This window comes from Streptomyces sp. NBC_01454 (genome assembly GCF_036227565.1).
Classification (GTDB): Bacteria; Actinomycetota; Actinomycetes; order Streptomycetales; family Streptomycetaceae; genus Streptomyces.
Genome location: NZ_CP109462.1, coordinates 316,118 through 331,451 on the forward strand (window position 1 = coordinate 316,118; position 15,334 = coordinate 331,451).

Sequence of the window (15,334 nt, forward strand, 5' to 3'; positions counted from 1 at the left end):
ACAACCTCGTCAGGATGGAACACGAAGGGGGCGCTGGATCAGCCAGCGACCCCCTAAGGATACCGCATTATATCCAATTATGCAATTTACTGCGTTTCGCCCGCGGCTCCGCGGCTCTCCAGCGTGACGGGCGCGGTCACCTTCGCGATGTCTACGCACGCAGGCGTCTCCTCGCGAATGTCGGGGCCTCCGTTGCGGCGGCCTGTGCCGGCCACCAGGCCGCACTTCCTGTGCTCGGACCCGTTGTCGAGCACCTTGAGGTAGAGGTGAACGCACTCTGCGCAGCGCATCCCGGCCGCGAGCGGGCGCAGCGTCGCCGGATGGATGTCGGCGTCCAGGAACTTGCGTATGGAGCCGCGGCCTGCGTGGCCGGGAGCCTGAACCGTGGTCCGGGCCTGGGTGTTCGGGGCAGTGGGTGTGTTGGTCATTTCATTTCCTTGTTCCTGCTGTGCGATGTCGTGAGCGGCTTTCTCTGGCCTTCGCCGCGGCCGCGAAGGTGATGAGTGATGCCGTGGCGGCGACGGCGATGCCGTATGCCGAATACGTGCTCATCCGGGCCAGGGAGTCGATCGCGAAGGCGATGCCTGGAGCCTGCGGTGGGACTATGCCCGTCGCGGCCTGGGCGGTCATGCCGAGACCGGCGGAGGCGGTTGCCGTCACGGCGAGTCCGGGGACGAAGTGCCGGTGTGGCGCGATACGTGTCCCGCTGTTGGCCGTGCCCTTCTCGGTGATGGTCACAGGAGCCCGAGGGCGGGGTAGAGGGTGACCGTCCAGAGGTCGACGATGCCGTCGGGCCACCTCTCGTCGCGGTGTGCCTCGTCGAGGCGGACGGTCATCTTGGGGCGGAAGGACATCCCGGGGAGGGGGTCGGGATCCAGGACCGTCCCCTGCCAGTTCTTGAGGTAGTCGATCACTCGGTCCCCTTCCCGGACCTGGGCGATCAGCGCGAAATGGAGACTGCTCTGGGCCTGCGGGTAGCGGGCCACTCGATTGCGCAACGCGCGGTAGCGGTTCGTCTCGGCTGCCGAAGCGTCTCCGCGCAAAACGGCCATCTCAAGGCGGCCGACTTCATCGGCCTGCTGGGAGTAGTCGGCGAAGGCTGCCTTCTCGCCGTCGCGGGCGAGCAGATCGAGGGGCTCGTCCCAGATCGGGCATGCGTCCGGGTCCGGGACGGCAGCGGTGAGGATCGCCACCTGGACGGCGCCGACCTCGTAGACGCGGCGTACCACGCCCTGGCGGCCTACCAGGTCCGTCACCGTTTGGCCCAGCCAGTCGGACTCGGTGAGGGGGATGGGGGCGGGAATGGAGTCGTTGTTCACGAGTTACTCCTCGGGGGAGGCGGCGGAGGGTGCCGGGGCCAGCCGATCGACGACCCGGTGCCGCTGGAGGTGAGTGTCCTCGAGGCGGGACGGAGGTCGGCGGTGTCGGTACGTCACTCGGGGCGCGAACGTCTTCGGTGCGGGCTTCGCTGTAGCCGCTGCGCGCCGTCGCTGTCGGCACCCTTCCGCAAAGAGTACGCGAATAAAACCAATTATGCAATATCCGAATGGCTTGCGAGAGCGTCTTTCAGTCGGTCCTCCGCGAGCCGGCGGCGGACAGAGTCGGCGATGGCAGACCAGACCTTGCCTCGGGCCGGGTCCTCGGGAATCGATGGTTCACCCTGCACCCCTCGAACGGTGATCACGGTGTCTCCCTGGGGCGGCCTGATGCGGTGGACCAGGATCACGGTCGGAGTGCCGTGCCCCGGGATGTAGGCACCCGAGGTATCGATCACCCACCTCATATCGAAAGCCGGGAGGTACTGCTCGATGAACTTGCGGCCGAACTCCCTCTTCATGAACGAGTTCGAGGTGAGCTGGGCGACATGGCCGCCGGGGGCCGCGAGCGAGAACATCAACTCGCAAAACGGCAGCGCCAGGGGGAACTTGCCGGCCGCGACCCGCGGGTACGCCTTGCGGATCAGATCACGCTGCCGCGCATCGGCAACCACGATGTAGGGCGGATTGCTGACGACCGCGTGGTAGCGGCAGCGCTCGAGAAGTGGTTCCTCACGATCCAGCAGAGAGTTCGCGCAGGCGACCTGGACCGGCCACGCGCGCGGCAGCTGATCGATGCGGACTTTCAGAATAGAGGCGCTCGTGGCCAGCAGTCGGTACCGGGCGAGCAGTACCGCGTAGGCGTCCAGGTCGACGCCATGAACGGTTTGAAGGGCACGCTCGATCGACGCTTCACTGCTGAGGTGCGCCCCGTATGCGCGGCCACGGCGGCGGTAGACGCGGGCGGAGTGGAAGGCTTCCAGAAGGATGTGACCGGTGCCGCAGGCAGGATCGATCATGCGGACGGCTTGCGGTCCGATCTCGTCGGTGGCCGGCTCCAGTGAGAGCTCCAGAAGGAGTTCCGCGATCCACGGCGGTGTCTGGCACAGGGCTCTCGACCTGCGCGCGTCGGCCGACAGCGCCTGGTAGGCGTCACCGAGACGGTAGCCATCGACGCGGTGCGGCCCGTCGTCCATTACCTCTCCGCCGGCCCAGAAGTCCCGGAGGACCGTCCACGCGGCCGGCGTGAGGGGCGCCGTCCAGAACGGGACCACCTGCGGATCGAGGAAGCCGGCCAGGCCGGGGTGGGCGGACGCCAGCTCCGTGATCACCCGGCGTACGGCGTCCGGCGAGCCAGGCGGCTCGGTTGCGGGCACCAGCGCGTGGCGGACGCAGTGGTGGGCCACGGCGGTCACGTGGGCCCATGACACCGCCGCCGGGGTGTCGATACCGGTGGCCAGGTTCTGGACAAGGCGCTCGTGGGCGCGGGCGGAGGGCAGGGGCACGTTCATGGAGATCGTTGTCCAGCAGTCGATGTGACGTGTTGTCAGAGGAATACGTCAAGGATGAATTCGCCCAGCCACACCAGGACGAGGACGGTCACGCCAAGCTCGATTGCGAGCTGGGGGTCGTCGGTGAGGGCCCTGGTGATGAACGCGACGACCGCGCCCAGGGCAAGGCCGAGCAGAAAACGATGTGAAAGGCGCACGGAGGTATCTCGTTTACAGGGATGTGAATGAGGGTGGTCGAGGTTCGGCCCGGTGGCCCGAAGATGACGCGGGCCCCGGCGTCACCGTGAGACGAGGAGCGCACCGCCGGACTGGGAGATGGTCATGCCTTCGCTGCGAAGGAGCGTGGAACACAGGGACCGCAGTCCGCCGGCCGACCATGGCCCGGCGTGTCCGAGGCCGGTTTCCGAAGCCGGGTCCGGGGACCACCACGCGACGGTGACGGCCTCGCGCAGTGACTCGACCAGGACTCCGCTCCCCTCGCACGACCGCCGGTCGGCGAGTCGTACGTGGGGAGCCAGGATCGCCAGCACCTCTCGTCCGAGCTTCTCGTGGCTCTGGCCGGGGGGCCCGGAGCGCACCAGCGCACCGAGCGGCCGGTAGACGGTGTGGTCGTGAGGGTGATGGACGATCACGACGGCGCGTCCGGGGCCTGCCAGGCTCCGGCTGTGTCCGACAGCCACGCAGAGCTTGCGTACGTCCCGTCCACGGACGGGAGGTGCACCGCGGTGGGCAGAGCGAGGGCTGTGGTCCGCCGCGTAGTGATCATCCCGGATGAGGGTGAGCGCATGCGTGACGTCGCTCATGCGCTGGGAGATCTCGCCGGCCCCCGGGTCGCCGCTGGCGGCGTAGCGCCACAGCGTGGAGACCGCCCGTGCGGCCGGTGCCAAGTCGGCTTCCTCCAGAGTGGGTTGCGCCGAGCTGTCCCTGATGAGCCAGTCGATGATCTCTCCCGCGTACGGCGCGGAAAACGGGGCGCCTTTGAGGAGTTCCAGGAACTCCAGTGCTTCGGGTTCGGGCAGGCGAGGTTCCGTCTGCATCACGGATCTCCTCGGAGGTTGGGGCCAATGGGGAGCGGGCTGCCTTCCACCCCCCCACAAGTCCGATAGTACAGCAATATTTCCAATTAAGCAATGTCTAACAGAATCGCTGGGAACTCCCGTAGTCGCCTTCAGCAGGACACGGAATTGCGGCAAATCTTTCAGACGAGCGCGTTTGTTATCCCTGCGGAGGCTTTCCCTCCGCCTCCGATGCCCCTCGTGAGAGGCGCCGGCGGATCTCCGAATAGATCGTCTCCCGATACCACATAGGCTCGAATACCTCAGGGCGCTTCCGGTCCTTTGGAACGCGGTCTGGGGCCGCAATCTGTTCGCGCAGCAGATACGCCTGCATCGTGCGCCGCTGCGCAGGTTTTCCGCTGAGCGCGTTGCCGCGGATGACGCCGTATTCGCTGATGCCCAGCAGGTCCTTGGGATGCCCTTCGGGGAGGGGCTTCACGAACTGGGGTTCACTGCCGGCGTAGGCCGTCCACACCCGGGTCCTGTTCGCACGCACCCACGTGTCCACCGCCGCCTGGTCCCAACGCCCCTCCGACACGGGAGGAGGGAAGGCGGTCGCCACGACTTTGCCCTTGGCGTCGCGCCGCTCCTTGGCCTTGGTCCACACATCCACGGCCTGATAGCTCATGTTGAATCGCTTGGCCATCTCGGAGCGGCTCTCGGTGGCCGGCGCAGGACGGGCAGCAGCCGCAGGCTTGGCCGCCTGTGCGCTGGGAACCCTGGCGGCTGAGACCGTCTCCGACGTGGGCGGCCAGTACTGCGGCCGCATCGCCTGCACCCAGGAGTCGACACGGTCGACGTCCCGCAGCCCATCGTCGTCTGCGGCCGGAAAGTTGACCAGCTTGATCCAGGCAGCAACGTCCTTCGGTGATGCGCCGTACCGGGCACTGATTCCCGCGTCGTCGATGCGGCGACTTGTCATGGACGGTCCTTGAGGAGAGGGCTGGTGGTCGTCGAACTTACTGGTCGTCGTCCTGCGGGCCGCTGCCGGCCGCGGCCTTCGCTGCAGAGCTGCGGCGGCCGAGCGGCCGGAGCAGGTACGGCAGGGCGGTCTCGGACGTCCACATCGGCTCGTCGACCGCAGGCGTCTTGCCGTCGTTCGGGAGCCGATCGGGCCGCGCCAGTACGCCGCGTGAGATGTACGCCCGGAGAGTGGACTCAGCGGTGGGCTTCTCGCGGCCCTGCTCGCGCGCGTCGAGTTCGGCGATCACCTTGAGGGTGAGGGGGCCCGGGTTCTTCTTGAGGTACCGCTCCAGGAACTCGCTCGGCTTGCGGAGCTCGTGTGCGGCTGGCGTAGCGGGAGCCGCCTTCCCTCGCGACGCCTGCCGCGGTGTGGCGAGGAAGGGCAGGGCAGCCTCCGGGGTCCACATCTGCTCGTCGACCGCGGGCTCCTTGCCGTCGCCCGGAACACGGTCGGGCCGTGCCAGCTTGCCCTGCGAGATGTAGACACGCAGGGTCGACAGCGCCGTCGCCTTCGGCCGGCCCTGTTCCCGGCCGTCGAGCTCGGCGATCTTTTCGAGGGTCAGCAGGCCCGGGTTCTCCTCGAAGTACCGCTTCAGGGACTCGCTCGGCTGCACCTCGGCAGCCTCGTCCTCGGCGGCCGGCGCCGGGCTACGCCGGCTCGCCGGTCGGCAGAGGTACGGCAGGGCGGTCTCGGGCTCCCACATCCGTTCGTCGACCGCGGGCTCCTTGCCGTCGCCTGGAACACGGTCGGGGCGCGCCAGCTTGCCCTGCGATACGTAGATCTTGAGAGTGGTGAGCGCGGTCGGCTTACGCCCGTGCTCCTGGCCGTCGAGCTCGGCGATCTTTTCAAGGCTGAGCAGGCCCGGGTTCTTCGCGAAATACCCCTTCAGGAAGTCGCTCGGCTCCCGCTGTTCGTCGCCACCGCTCTTCCGCCGGACGTTGCGCCGACGGGTGATGTAGGCGTAGGCCGTCTCCCGGAACCACATGTCCTCCTTCACCGCCGGCTTGCCCCCATCGTCGGGGCGCCGATCGGGCCGGGCGAGGTCGCCCTTGGAGATGTAGGTGCGCAGGGTCGCGATCGGCGTGGCCTCGCGGGAGAGGAAGCGGCCCTCAAGCTGTCCGATCAGCTTGAGCGGCAGGAGGTCCTTCGCATCGCCGGCAGGCAGCGCGGTGGCCTTCTCCTTCTGCTTGGGGTGAGCCGCGACCCAGGCCTCCGGCTTGTGCTCCAGGACCCACTCGTCGACGGCTGTCTCGTCGTACAGCTGGGTCTTGCCCCAGCCCTTGTCGAGGAAGCCGGGAAAAGTCGGCTCGAGCGACCAGGAGGCCGCAGTCGAACCGCCCACCTTGTATCGCTTAGCGATCTTCTCGAGAGTGGTCTGCTTGATCTTTGAGTTTGCGGGAATCATCGTCTGCTCCAGGGCCTGCGTGGCCTGATCGTCTCCTGCCGGCGGAGTGAGGTGCCGGCGAGTGATGCTGTTGTACGTGGCCAGCGGCCCCTTCCCAGGTTCCGCCGGTAGGCCGGAATGACGCAGGGAGAGACCAGGCTCACAACGTACAGCGATACATGCAATTAAGCAATTCACGGGTGTGTCGGGGTTGACCCGTCCTGTGGGACGGCGTGCGAGCGGGCCCGGGAGCCTGTGCTCCCGGGCCCGCCCCAGGTGTCGTGCCGACGCGGCGCGGTCCTGTGCCGGCGCGCGCGGTCGTTTGAAGTGGAAGGTCAGGAAGCGAGGTCAAGGGCGGCTTCGGCGGCGCGCTGCCGCTTCTCCGCGAGCTTTTTGTCCAGCGCTCGCTGCAAGCTGGAGAAGGTCTCGCTGCCCTGCCGTTTGAGCAGCATCGGGATCCGGTTGGCTGGGATTCCGACCATGTGCGAGTCGCTCAGCACGGACAGAAGGTCTGATTCTGTCTGATCGGTATAACCTGCTTCCTCCAGCTCGGCGACAGTGGGAAATACGTCGGCGTGGCGATCGGTTTCCAGATCGAGCAGCTTGTCCTCCTTTCCGCCCAGGCTGTAACACCACAGGAAATTCTTTGGCGGATTCGGCTCGACCAGCCGTCGAAATCGGGACACGGACTTTGTGTAGCAGTAGAACCAGGTGTCCTCAGGCGCATTCCGCATGATTCGCAGCCACGCCTCAAGATATTCGTCGGAGAAAAAATCGCCGGAATCGTGCAGTCTGATCCATTTTCCCCGGTACCGCTTGTGGCGGAGCTCCTCCGCCATCTGGGCTTCCCAGTCGGCGAGAGCGTGCTTCACCATCCACATGTTGCGCTCGTGCGCCGCGAGCACGACCGGCCACCGGTAGGTGCCGACCCGGGCGTAGCACAGCTTCGCGCACGCCCCGGCCTCCGGGCAGGCGTTGTATGTCGTGCCGTCCTGGAAGCGACCTCCCCACGCCGGCAACGGCCAGTTGAAGATCCCTTCGGCTCGCAGCTGCCGGTTCTGGGTCAGGAGCCACCGGCGCGGCTTCGGCGTCTTCGTGCGGGATTCGTCGGTCGTCGTGTTGGTGCTCATGTCGTGCTTTCCGTCTGGTCACAATCCCCGGCATCGGCCGGGCAGTTGGCGTGGGGCGCGGCACAGGCGTGCACCCCGAACTTGGTGATGCCGCCCGGCGTCATCAGCGCCAGGTACGCGAGACCGATGTCCAGTTGGGTGCCGGTCTCGGCGGTGTGCTTCGTCTTCTGGAACTGGAGGGCGTCGCCACGGCTGCCGATGGCGGTGGCCGCTTGCGCCCGGAGCGGATCCAAGGCGTGGGCCGGCATGCGGCACACCTCGAGCATGGCGATCGGCAGTGCGAACAACAGGTGCTCGGTGAGCCCGTCGTGGAAGATCTGCTCCTTCTCGGTGAGCCGGCGGGGAGCCGGTACCGGGACGACGGTGATGTGCTGTTCGGCCTGCGGGAACGGGGAGGACGAGCGGGGCATCGGTACTTCTATCTGGTTCAGTGCGCGGTGCACGGGTCGCCGTACACCGCGGGTTGGGCTGTTGTCCGTGGGTCCGGCTACTCGCGCGGGAGCGGACAGTCGCCGCGATGGGCGGGTGACGTGCGGTAGTGCGGGGATTCGGCGAGGTTCGGCGCGCTGTTGAGCCAGTCTCCGTAGTCGGCCATGCTGCCGATGCGGACCGTGGGCACAGGTGCCGCGCACTGCGGGCACGGAGCGATGATGCTCAGGGTGAAGCGCCGGTCACTGTCGTACGCCGCGAGGAACTCGCGGGGGTCCGGTCCTTCCGAAATCCGTAGCCGAACGGCCTGGCCAATGGAGCCTTCACCCAGGAGGTGGAGATCGTCCGCCCTGCTCGTGATCGCCACCCACCGTTTCAGTCGGAGGACCTGGCGCAGCATGCTTCTCGCATGGTCGGCGGTTGCGAAGGTGGCGTATAGAGACGACCCGCTGCCGGCATGGCCTGCTTGACCACTTCTCGACCGCTGACTGGCAGCGCGGATCGCTGCTTGGTCGAGCCGAGCGAGGCTGCGCGTGCTCATGATGAACTGCAAGGTCAACTCCGTTTGTCATGCGGCTGGTTGATGGGGCGGGCCCGGGCGGCCGGGGGGAGGCGCGCCCGGGCCCGGAGCCTCCGCCGCGCTGGGAGGGGGAGGCGGAGGCTGAGCCGCACAGGGCGGCTCCTTCACGGTGGTACGCGGGGCGACGGTCGAACACGATCCGCCGCGACACCTCGACTCTACAGCAGTAAATCCATTTAAGCAATACTCGGGGCCGGAGCTCGGCACTGAAATCGTCTGTTCGGTGGCCTCGGCGGCCTGGGGTGCAGCCACCGCGTGGAAGGTCTCAATGGACGGTGGTGCTGGCGTGCTCGCCGGAACCGGTGCCCTTTCCGTGATGGGCGGTGCGTCATTTCGGCAGACGCGGCATTGCCGGCTGCTTAGGCTGACGAAGTGACGAAGACGGTGGTGGCGGTCCTGTGGGACTTCGCCTGGACTCTCATGGCCCCCGAGCCGGCGGGCCGGTGGTTAGCGAGGGGCTTGGCCGAGGCCGGGATACGGGTGCAGGCGGACGAGCAGGCCGCGTGGGCGGCGACGGCCGCTGCAGCGGGTTTCCCCTGCCCGGCGACGCCACGCCGCGACCTGACGCCGGACCAGCTCGCGGCATGGCGGCACCGCGCGCTGGGTCCGGAGATCCATGAGGCTGTCTATCGGGGCCTCCTGGAACGCGCCGGGCTGCCGTGGCCCCGGGCAGCGCAGGTCCTCTACCGCCGGCACATGGCTGCCGATGGATGGCAGCGGTACCCGGATGCGGCCGATGTCCTGAAGCGGCTGACCGCAGCCGGGTTGGCCTGCGGCGTCGTGAGCAACATCGGATGGGACATCCGTGTTCCGCTCGCTGCCGCCGGGCTGCTTCCGTACCTTGGCACGGTCGTGTGCTCGTGCGAGGAGGGTGTCCGCAAGCCGGATCCGGCGTTGTTCGCCATAGCCTGCGAGCGCCTGGGTGTCGACCCGGCCAGAACCCTGATGGTCGGCGACAGCCCGCACGCAGATTCCGGGGGTGAGGCGCTGGGTATCCGCACCGTGCTGGTCTCCCCGCAGCCGCCCGACGGTCGCCCCACCGGCCTGCTGCCTGTCCTCGCTGCAGCGCAACTCTGCTGATCACAGGCTTCCACCCCGAGGATCGCCCCCACAGAGAGGATGGTCATGCCACTTGAACCAGAGGTCCCCGACTGCCTTCCCCGGCCACCCCGGGATGCCCCGTGGGACTGGGCCGTCGCCGCGGATATCCCCCCGGAAAGCGAGGCGGCTATCGAGCGGCTCCACGCCGTGAGCCAGTGGCACGGCACGCAGATTCTTAAGGTCTTGTTCGCCCAGAACAACCCCGACGAATCGCGCCTTCAGGAACTGCGAGCCGAACGGGAGGCGTGCAGAGCCGACCTGGAGACGCTGTGGACAGCTGAGCCCTTGGTGGCCATCGAGATCGGACACAAGTGGTCATAACCCGTCCCACGCTGTCGGGCTGCTCCGAAGATGTCGGTAGGCGGCCACTGGCCTCGGCAACGTGAAATCTTCCGTGCGCTGCTGAATTCTTCGGTGCGGCCCGACCGTGGTGACGTCGGTGGTGACTGCCGACACATCGTCACTACACGCGCGTGGGCGGCCGATCGGCATCGTTAGTTGCGTAATTGGAAATGATGCTGTAGAGTTGAGTCATCAACGCCGGAGAAGGTCACCGGCGAGCAGTACAGAAGGGTGGCGAACGAGTTGTTCACCACTGAGCAGAAGCCCGTCTTCGTCTATGGCACGCTCCGTGCCGGACAGGGCAACTACCTGGGCATCCTCCAGGGGACCACGGTTCAGGAGCGCCCGGCGACTCTGAACGACTACACGCTCTTCGGCGCGGGTGTCCCCTTCGCCGTCAAGCGAGAGGGCCGCATCGTCGTCGGTGAGGTCATGGACGTGGACGCCGAGCTGTGGACCACGGTGCTCCGTCGCCTCGACCGGCTCGAAGGCTACCGGGGTGAGGGGCGCGAGAACATGTACGACCGCAAGGTTCGTACCGTCACTCTCGCCGATGGCAGCACGGTCGAGGCGTACGTCTACCTCGCGGGCGAGTCGTCCCGCCGCTGGTTCACCGACGCTGACGAGATCCCCGGCGGGGACTTCGTCAAGGCGGAATCCCGGTACTCCTGGTAGTCCGCATCGCCACCGTACGAACCCCTGTCCGGGGCGGCGGATGGCACAACCCATCTTGAAACACCCGTCAGGCCGCGCGCGGCGCGGCCTGACGGCTTGAGCAGTACACCTCGGCCCCTTCTGGGCGCCCGAGGCGAAGTAAGGAACAACCATGTGCGGTCTGTTCGGAGTTATCCGCAACCAGACCTGTGACCCCACTCGCGCGACCATCATGTGCGTTGCCCTGGGCCAGCTGGCCGAGGAGCGGGGTAAGGACTCGGCGGGGCTGGCATTCGCCACCTCCGCGACCAAGAAGCTGGACCGGCGCCCGGTCACCAACCGTCGCGACGTGACGGCGGGCGGCTGGCGGATCATCAAGGGACCGGGCCGGTTCCGCGACGTGTGGAAGCCCGCCTACAACAGCGCGCTCGACGCGGCTCCGGTCGCTCTCGGGCACACCCGCTGGGCGACCCAGGGCGGGACGACGCTGGTCAACTCCAGCCCGTTGCAGGTGGGTCAGCTCATCGGCACGCACAACGGAGACGTGGACACCTGGCCGCTCCGGTCGGACTTCGGTCTCCCGCGTCCGACCGGGGGCACCGACACCGAGGTCCTGTACCAGGCTCTCGATCAGGCGGGCGGGGTCATCCTGCCCACCCTCGACGTCCTGGAGTCCACCGTGGGCCGGGCTGCGCTGGTGTGGACCGACCGGCGTTGGCCGCAGTTGGTCATGCTGGCGCGCACGGCGGTGAGCCCGCTCTCCGTCGCTGTCGACACGGACGGGAACCTCTACTGGGCGTCCAACCCCGGGTGGTTCGACAAGGCCGCCCGTGCGGCGGACGTCTCCATCACGGAAGTCCTGATGGTTCCGGAGGGAACGCTGATGATGGTGGACTACTCCTCGGGGGCTCCGGTCCCGATCGACCAGCGGAAGTTCACCGCGACGGCCCGTGCCAAGGACGACCGTCTGGCGCACATCGTCGCCTACCGGGGCTTCAGCCTGGATGACCAGCTGGCCGACGAGGAGGTGTGTGGCCACCGGACGCTCCGGGAGCCCCAGCGGTCACGGTCCGTGCCGCCGACGCTCTGGCTCTCGCCCAAGTAAGTCCACCGACCCGGGAAAAGGGGCTGGGGCACCGCATGTTGCGGTGCCCCAGCCCCTTTTCCCGTTGGGCACTCAGTACTGGCCGTTGTGCCAGCGGGTGCCGGCGAACAGCGCGGCGACCTGCGCTCGGTTCTCCTCCCGGCTGAAGATCCGGTCCACCATGCTGCGGAACGACCGCGTGGTGTTGGACCACGCCTCGCCGGTCAGCCGCCCGCGGTGGCCGGCCGCAGCCGCGGCCTGGCGGTGGTGCCCGACGCGTTGCCGCGGCGGCGGCGCCGTGGTCCCGGCCTCCCGCAGGGCGGCGTTCGTCAGGCCGAGCGACACGTTGACCTGCGCCTGGATGGTCCCCGGATCCAGCGATCCGTCCCACATCCGGAACTCGGCGTGGTCGCTCTCCCGCCCGTTGACGGACTGGAAGTTCAGTCCGATGTGGTGACTGTTGTTGTACCGCTGGACGGCCGAGACCGAGGTGTAGGGGCTCGACGGCTGGTTGTTGGGAGTGCACCACTCCAGGCCACGGTGATTGTCGCTGGCCGGGTTCTGGGCGATCCGGTAGATGACATCCTCGTACCCGGCCACGGTGTTGATCAGCTGGTTGTGGTTGGCAACGGTGTGGTCGTAGTCGGGGACGGCCACGTGGACATGGCCGCCGGTGCGGGCACTGGCGATGCCTCCGTTGCGCTGGACGATCTCGCACACCTGGGCCAGGTTGTTCCACGTCTGCGGCTCGTCGTAGAGAATCGGCGAGACGATCTCACCGGCGACGGTGCCGTCTCTCTCCAGCCGCCACGCGTTCGGGGCGTCGGTGTATCCCGCGTGCTGTGATGCGTGCCATCCATGCATGTGCGGGTCTGGTGCGATGCCGGCTGCGTGCAGTTCGCGGGCGATCCGCTGGTTGGCTTCCTGTCGCGCGGAGTGAGACATCGACGAGGGATAGTCGAACTCGATTTCGACACCGAAGGCACGCCCGCCTTCGCGCGCGCCGAGGCCGCCGGTGGCGTTCTCCGTCAGGTACGGCACCAGCGCCTCGCCGGCCGACCTGCGCTCGCGGGCCTGGTCGTACGCCTCCTGGAAGGCGTCCATGTCTTCGGAGTAGGAGCGCACCGCGGGTTGGGCCGCCCGCTCGGCACGGGCCTGGTCCTGGGCGGCGATCGAGGCGGCATGTTCGGCCGCCACCTCGTCCAGGACCTCCTGAGCGGCGGCCCGGTCGATCGCCGAGCGGCCGCTCGCGCCGAATTGCTCCTGCACCAGGTTGGCCACCGCGGCCTGGTGGGAGCAGGTGCCGTCCTCGTCGCCGGCGTGCATGTCGCCGCCGGTGCACCGCAGGCTCTCCGGGCTCACCTGGATCTGGCCGTCCGGGCCGCGGGTGACCCGAACGTCGCCCTCGATGAAGTGGCGCCCGTCCTCGTCGGAAACGCTGGCACCGAGGTTGACCAGGGCGTCCTGCTCGTCGGTCACCTGTCCTTGGATGGTGTCCGGGTTGCGCGGCAGGAACAGCAGGTGGTCATCGCCGCTGACCACGTAGGTCTGCAGAATCGGTGCGTCGACCGGACTGGTGTCGACGAAGCGCACCTCAGCGCGCTCCGGCCGTTCCTCAATGGTCAGCGGCGCAGCCTCGGCGACGAGCGTGTCCGTGCCCCGCGTCGGCGCGACACTGTGGTGCTGATGATCTATTCGGCTTCCCGAGCCCACGTCATTCCCCCCGCACGTTCGGCGGCAGCGCACCCTGCTCGGCCGCCAGTTGGATCACGCCGGCCTGGTGGAGCGAAACCAGCAGGCTCCACTCGTCATCGGGCTCGATCCAGATCAGCGCCTCATCCGGCCCCTCGGGACGAGGCAGCCGACCGGCCGGCTTGTAGAACGTGGTCACCAGGACCAGCGGGACGGGCGCATCCCAGCGGCTGACCACCGGGGGCGTGTCCCGCGGGGCGAGAATCGCCTGCTGCTGCTCGGGGCTGCACTGCGCGAACTCTTCCGACGCCGCGAGCACGGCCTGCAGCTGCACCTGGAGACGCAGGGCCAGCCGGATGCGTGCGGCAGCCTTCTCCTTCGGGCTGATGAGTTCGGGGTATTCCGGAATCAGGCCTTCCATGAGCTCGGTCGGGGTGTCGGAGTAGCCGCGCCAGCTCCCGCCGTCGTAGATCATCTCGAAGACGTAGTTGCTGCCGTTGTCCTTCTTCGGAGGGTCCAGCGGAGTGGCGGCGGAAGAGGCGTTGCGGGTGCGGATGAAGGTCATGGCATCTCCAGGGGTTAGTGCCGCTGCCAGCGGGTTTGTTGGAACAGAGCGGTCGCCTGCGCCTTATCCTCAGGGCGCTGGAAGAGCGAATCGACCATCTGCCGGAAGTTCGCGGTGGTCGTGCGCCAATCGTCACCGGACAGCCGCCGGCGCTGTCCGACTCCTGCCTGGCGCCGCTGCTCGCGATGGCTGCCCAGCTGCATGCGCGTGCCCGGGACGGTGGTGTCGTCCCGGACGGCTGCGGCCGCCATGCCCAGGGAGAGCTTGACCTGCGTCTGGATCACAGAAGGGTTGAGCGAGCCGTCCCACAGCCGGAACTCGCCGTGCGCGCTCTCCCCGCCGCGCCGCGCGCCGCTCAGGTTCACGGCCATGCCGTGGTACGACTCGATCTGCGAGATCGCCGTATACCCCTGCGACGGGACCGGGTTGGGACGGCACCAGCGTGTACCGCGGTGTTGATTGCCCTCGGAAGCGGGGTTCTGGGCGAGCCGGTACAGCACGTCCTCGTGCGCGGCGTACGTCTGCATGAGCCGGGTGTGGTTGGCAACGTCGTGGTCGTAGTCGTGCATGCCCACGTGGACATGGCCGCCTGTGCCGAACGAGGCTCGGCCGCCGTTTCGCTCGATGATCTCGCAGGCAGTCGCGAGGTTCTGCCAGGACTGGGGCTCGTCGTACAGGATCGGCGAGACCAGCTCGCCGGCCACCGTGCAGTCCTGCTCCAGCCGCCATGCGTTCGGCTCGTCGGTGTATCCCGCCTCCAGCTGGGAGTGGTATCCGTGCTGCCGTGCCGTGCGGGACAGGCCCGCATCACGCAGTTCGCGGCCGATGTTCTGGATGGCCTGACGCCGGTCGACGCCGGGCTGGATGTCGAACTCGATCTCCACGCCGAACCCGCGACCACCCTCACGGGCCCCGAGCCCGCCGGTCGCGTTCTCCGTCATGTACGGAACGACCTGCTCCCCGCGCTCCGCTCGCTCGCGCGCGGCCTCGTAATCGCGCTGGAAGGCGTCGAAGTCGTCGGTGTAGCTGACGGCCTCGTTCTCCGGCCATTGCTCGCGGGCCTGCTCCTGGAGGGCGGTGGCCGCCTGGTGCTCGGCCGCGACCTCGTCCAGGACCTGCTGGGCGGCGGCACGTTGGACGGCACGGTCGTCGGCGCTGCTCCAATCCGTAGGAAGGCCGCGCTGGCCGGGCACCGACACGGCAGGGTCAGTCCCCCACAGTTGTGCGATCGGGCCGTCAGGATGGTCCTCGGATCCGGGGCGCCCGAACTCATCCTGGAGCCTCTGGCGGAGTTGATAGAACTCGGCGGTCTCCTCGTCGGTCGCGGCATTCTCGGACACCCTCGTGCCGAGCCGCAGTACTTCGCCGATGAGCTGTTGCTGTTCCAGACCTCCCAACACGTCGATGGCTTCGTCGGGCGCGGTGATGGTGGTGCCCGCCGTCGTGGCGACGAGATGGTGCTGGTGGTCGATCCTGCTGCCGGACCCCATCGGTGTGGCCCCCTTTCTGTACTCGGTTTCTGTCCGT

Annotated in this window: 18 protein-coding genes; 4 read left to right on the plus strand and 14 right to left on the minus strand. The window is 67.9% G+C overall.

Annotation, left to right across the window (positions count from 1 at the left end; all coding sequences use genetic code 11):
• Nucleotides 1-86: 86 nt before the first annotated feature.
• The 11 genes from OIU81_RS41415 to OIU81_RS41465 all read right to left on the minus strand — a co-directional run bounded on the left by OIU81_RS41415 (nt 87) and on the right by OIU81_RS41465 (nt 8,189).
• A complete protein-coding gene (locus tag OIU81_RS41415; protein WP_329156183.1) occupies nt 87-428 on the minus strand; it encodes a hypothetical protein in 342 nt (113 codons plus the stop codon).
• A gap of 1 nt (nt 429) precedes the next feature.
• The gene (locus tag OIU81_RS41420) at nt 430-738 is read right to left on the minus strand and encodes a hypothetical protein (protein WP_329156185.1); all 309 of its coding nucleotides are present in this window, start codon (nt 736-738) and stop codon (nt 430-432) included.
• Complete coding sequence (locus tag OIU81_RS41425; RefSeq protein WP_329156186.1) at nt 735-1,319, minus strand: hypothetical protein; 585 nt, start codon at nt 1,317-1,319, stop codon at nt 735-737. Before OIU81_RS41425 ends, OIU81_RS41420 begins: the two co-directional genes overlap by 4 nt.
• A 212-nt stretch (nt 1,320-1,531) precedes the next feature.
• Nucleotides 1,532-2,731, minus strand: a complete 1,200-nt coding sequence (locus tag OIU81_RS41430) for an Eco57I restriction-modification methylase domain-containing protein (RefSeq protein ID WP_329332144.1) — start codon at nt 2,729-2,731, stop codon at nt 1,532-1,534.
• A gap of 131 nt (nt 2,732-2,862) precedes the next feature.
• The gene (locus OIU81_RS41435) at nt 2,863-3,024 is read right to left on the minus strand and encodes a hypothetical protein (protein ID WP_329156189.1); all 162 of its coding nucleotides are present in this window, start codon (nt 3,022-3,024) and stop codon (nt 2,863-2,865) included.
• 81 nt (nt 3,025-3,105) lie between these two features.
• Nucleotides 3,106-3,864 (minus strand): hypothetical protein, encoded by a 759-nt coding sequence (locus tag OIU81_RS41440; protein WP_329156191.1) that lies wholly within the window; start codon nt 3,862-3,864, stop codon nt 3,106-3,108.
• 178 nt (nt 3,865-4,042) lie between these two features.
• A complete protein-coding gene (locus tag OIU81_RS41445; protein ID WP_329156193.1) occupies nt 4,043-4,804 on the minus strand; it encodes a hypothetical protein in 762 nt (253 codons plus the stop codon).
• A 37-nt stretch (nt 4,805-4,841) separates the two neighbouring features.
• Nucleotides 4,842-6,251, minus strand: a complete 1,410-nt coding sequence (locus tag OIU81_RS41450) for a hypothetical protein (protein ID WP_329156196.1) — start codon at nt 6,249-6,251, stop codon at nt 4,842-4,844.
• A 314-nt stretch (nt 6,252-6,565) separates the two neighbouring features.
• Nucleotides 6,566-7,360, minus strand: coding sequence for a GP88 family protein (locus tag OIU81_RS41455; protein WP_329156197.1), 795 nt, complete (start codon nt 7,358-7,360; stop codon nt 6,566-6,568).
• Nucleotides 7,357-7,770, minus strand: coding sequence for a hypothetical protein (locus OIU81_RS41460; protein WP_329156199.1), 414 nt, complete (start codon nt 7,768-7,770; stop codon nt 7,357-7,359). Before OIU81_RS41460 ends, OIU81_RS41455 begins: the two co-directional genes overlap by 4 nt.
• Nucleotides 7,771-7,847: 77 nt before the next feature.
• Nucleotides 7,848-8,189, minus strand: a complete 342-nt coding sequence (locus tag OIU81_RS41465; RefSeq protein ID WP_329156201.1) for a hypothetical protein — start codon at nt 8,187-8,189, stop codon at nt 7,848-7,850.
• A 552-nt stretch (nt 8,190-8,741) separates the two neighbouring features.
• Between OIU81_RS41465 and OIU81_RS41470 the strand changes: the two genes are divergently transcribed.
• The 4 genes from OIU81_RS41470 (at nt 8,742) to OIU81_RS41485 (ending at nt 11,571) form a co-directional block, all read left to right on the plus strand.
• Nucleotides 8,742-9,449, plus strand: a complete 708-nt coding sequence (locus tag OIU81_RS41470) for an HAD family hydrolase (RefSeq protein ID WP_329156202.1) — start codon at nt 8,742-8,744, stop codon at nt 9,447-9,449.
• A 45-nt stretch (nt 9,450-9,494) separates the two neighbouring features.
• Entirely contained in the window at nt 9,495-9,791 is a 297-nt protein-coding gene (locus tag OIU81_RS41475) for a hypothetical protein (protein ID WP_329156203.1), read from the plus strand.
• Nucleotides 9,792-10,043: 252 nt separating this feature from the next.
• Entirely contained in the window at nt 10,044-10,487 is a 444-nt protein-coding gene (locus tag OIU81_RS41480) for a gamma-glutamylcyclotransferase family protein (RefSeq protein WP_329156204.1), read from the plus strand.
• A 151-nt stretch (nt 10,488-10,638) separates the two neighbouring features.
• Complete coding sequence (locus tag OIU81_RS41485; protein WP_329156205.1) at nt 10,639-11,571, plus strand: class II glutamine amidotransferase; 933 nt, start codon at nt 10,639-10,641, stop codon at nt 11,569-11,571.
• Between the two features lie 72 nt (nt 11,572-11,643).
• On the opposite strand, the gene OIU81_RS41490 is transcribed toward OIU81_RS41485, so the two are convergent.
• The 3 genes from OIU81_RS41490 to OIU81_RS41500 are packed head-to-tail and all read right to left on the minus strand — an operon-like array spanning nt 11,644 to nt 15,297.
• Nucleotides 11,644-13,263 carry an amidoligase family protein gene (locus OIU81_RS41490; RefSeq protein WP_329156206.1) on the minus strand — a complete coding sequence of 540 codons (1,620 nt, stop codon included), beginning with the start codon at nt 13,261-13,263 and terminating at the stop codon, nt 11,644-11,646.
• A 1-nt stretch (nt 13,264) separates the two neighbouring features.
• A complete protein-coding gene (locus tag OIU81_RS41495; protein WP_329156207.1) occupies nt 13,265-13,807 on the minus strand; it encodes a hypothetical protein in 543 nt (180 codons plus the stop codon).
• 14 nt (nt 13,808-13,821) lie between these two features.
• Nucleotides 13,822-15,297, minus strand: a complete 1,476-nt coding sequence (locus OIU81_RS41500; protein ID WP_329156209.1) for an amidoligase family protein — start codon at nt 15,295-15,297, stop codon at nt 13,822-13,824.
• Between the last annotated feature and the right edge of the window lie 37 nt (nt 15,298-15,334).

Excerpts from the sequence above, each read along its gene's own strand:
- OIU81_RS41495 (WP_329156207.1), bottom strand. The coding sequence starts at position 13,807 with ATGACCTTCATCCGCACCCGCAACGCCTCTTCCGCCGCCACTCCGCTG.
- OIU81_RS41475 (WP_329156203.1), top strand. The coding sequence starts at position 9,495 with ATGCCACTTGAACCAGAGGTCCCCGACTGCCTTCCCCGGCCACCCCGG.
- OIU81_RS41500 (WP_329156209.1), bottom strand. The coding sequence starts at position 15,297 with ATGGGGTCCGGCAGCAGGATCGACCACCAGCACCATCTCGTCGCCACG.
- OIU81_RS41460 (WP_329156199.1), bottom strand. The coding sequence starts at position 7,770 with ATGCCCCGCTCGTCCTCCCCGTTCCCGCAGGCCGAACAGCACATCACC.
- OIU81_RS41465 (WP_329156201.1), bottom strand. The coding sequence starts at position 8,189 with ATGCTGCGCCAGGTCCTCCGACTGAAACGGTGGGTGGCGATCACGAGC.
- OIU81_RS41440 (WP_329156191.1), bottom strand. The coding sequence starts at position 3,864 with ATGCAGACGGAACCTCGCCTGCCCGAACCCGAAGCACTGGAGTTCCTG.
- OIU81_RS41445 (WP_329156193.1), bottom strand. The coding sequence starts at position 4,804 with ATGACAAGTCGCCGCATCGACGACGCGGGAATCAGTGCCCGGTACGGC.
- OIU81_RS41415 (WP_329156183.1), bottom strand. The coding sequence starts at position 428 with ATGACCAACACACCCACTGCCCCGAACACCCAGGCCCGGACCACGGTT.
- OIU81_RS41485 (WP_329156205.1), top strand. The coding sequence starts at position 10,639 with ATGTGCGGTCTGTTCGGAGTTATCCGCAACCAGACCTGTGACCCCACT.
- OIU81_RS41455 (WP_329156197.1), bottom strand. The coding sequence starts at position 7,360 with ATGAGCACCAACACGACGACCGACGAATCCCGCACGAAGACGCCGAAG.
- OIU81_RS41450 (WP_329156196.1), bottom strand. The coding sequence starts at position 6,251 with ATGATTCCCGCAAACTCAAAGATCAAGCAGACCACTCTCGAGAAGATC.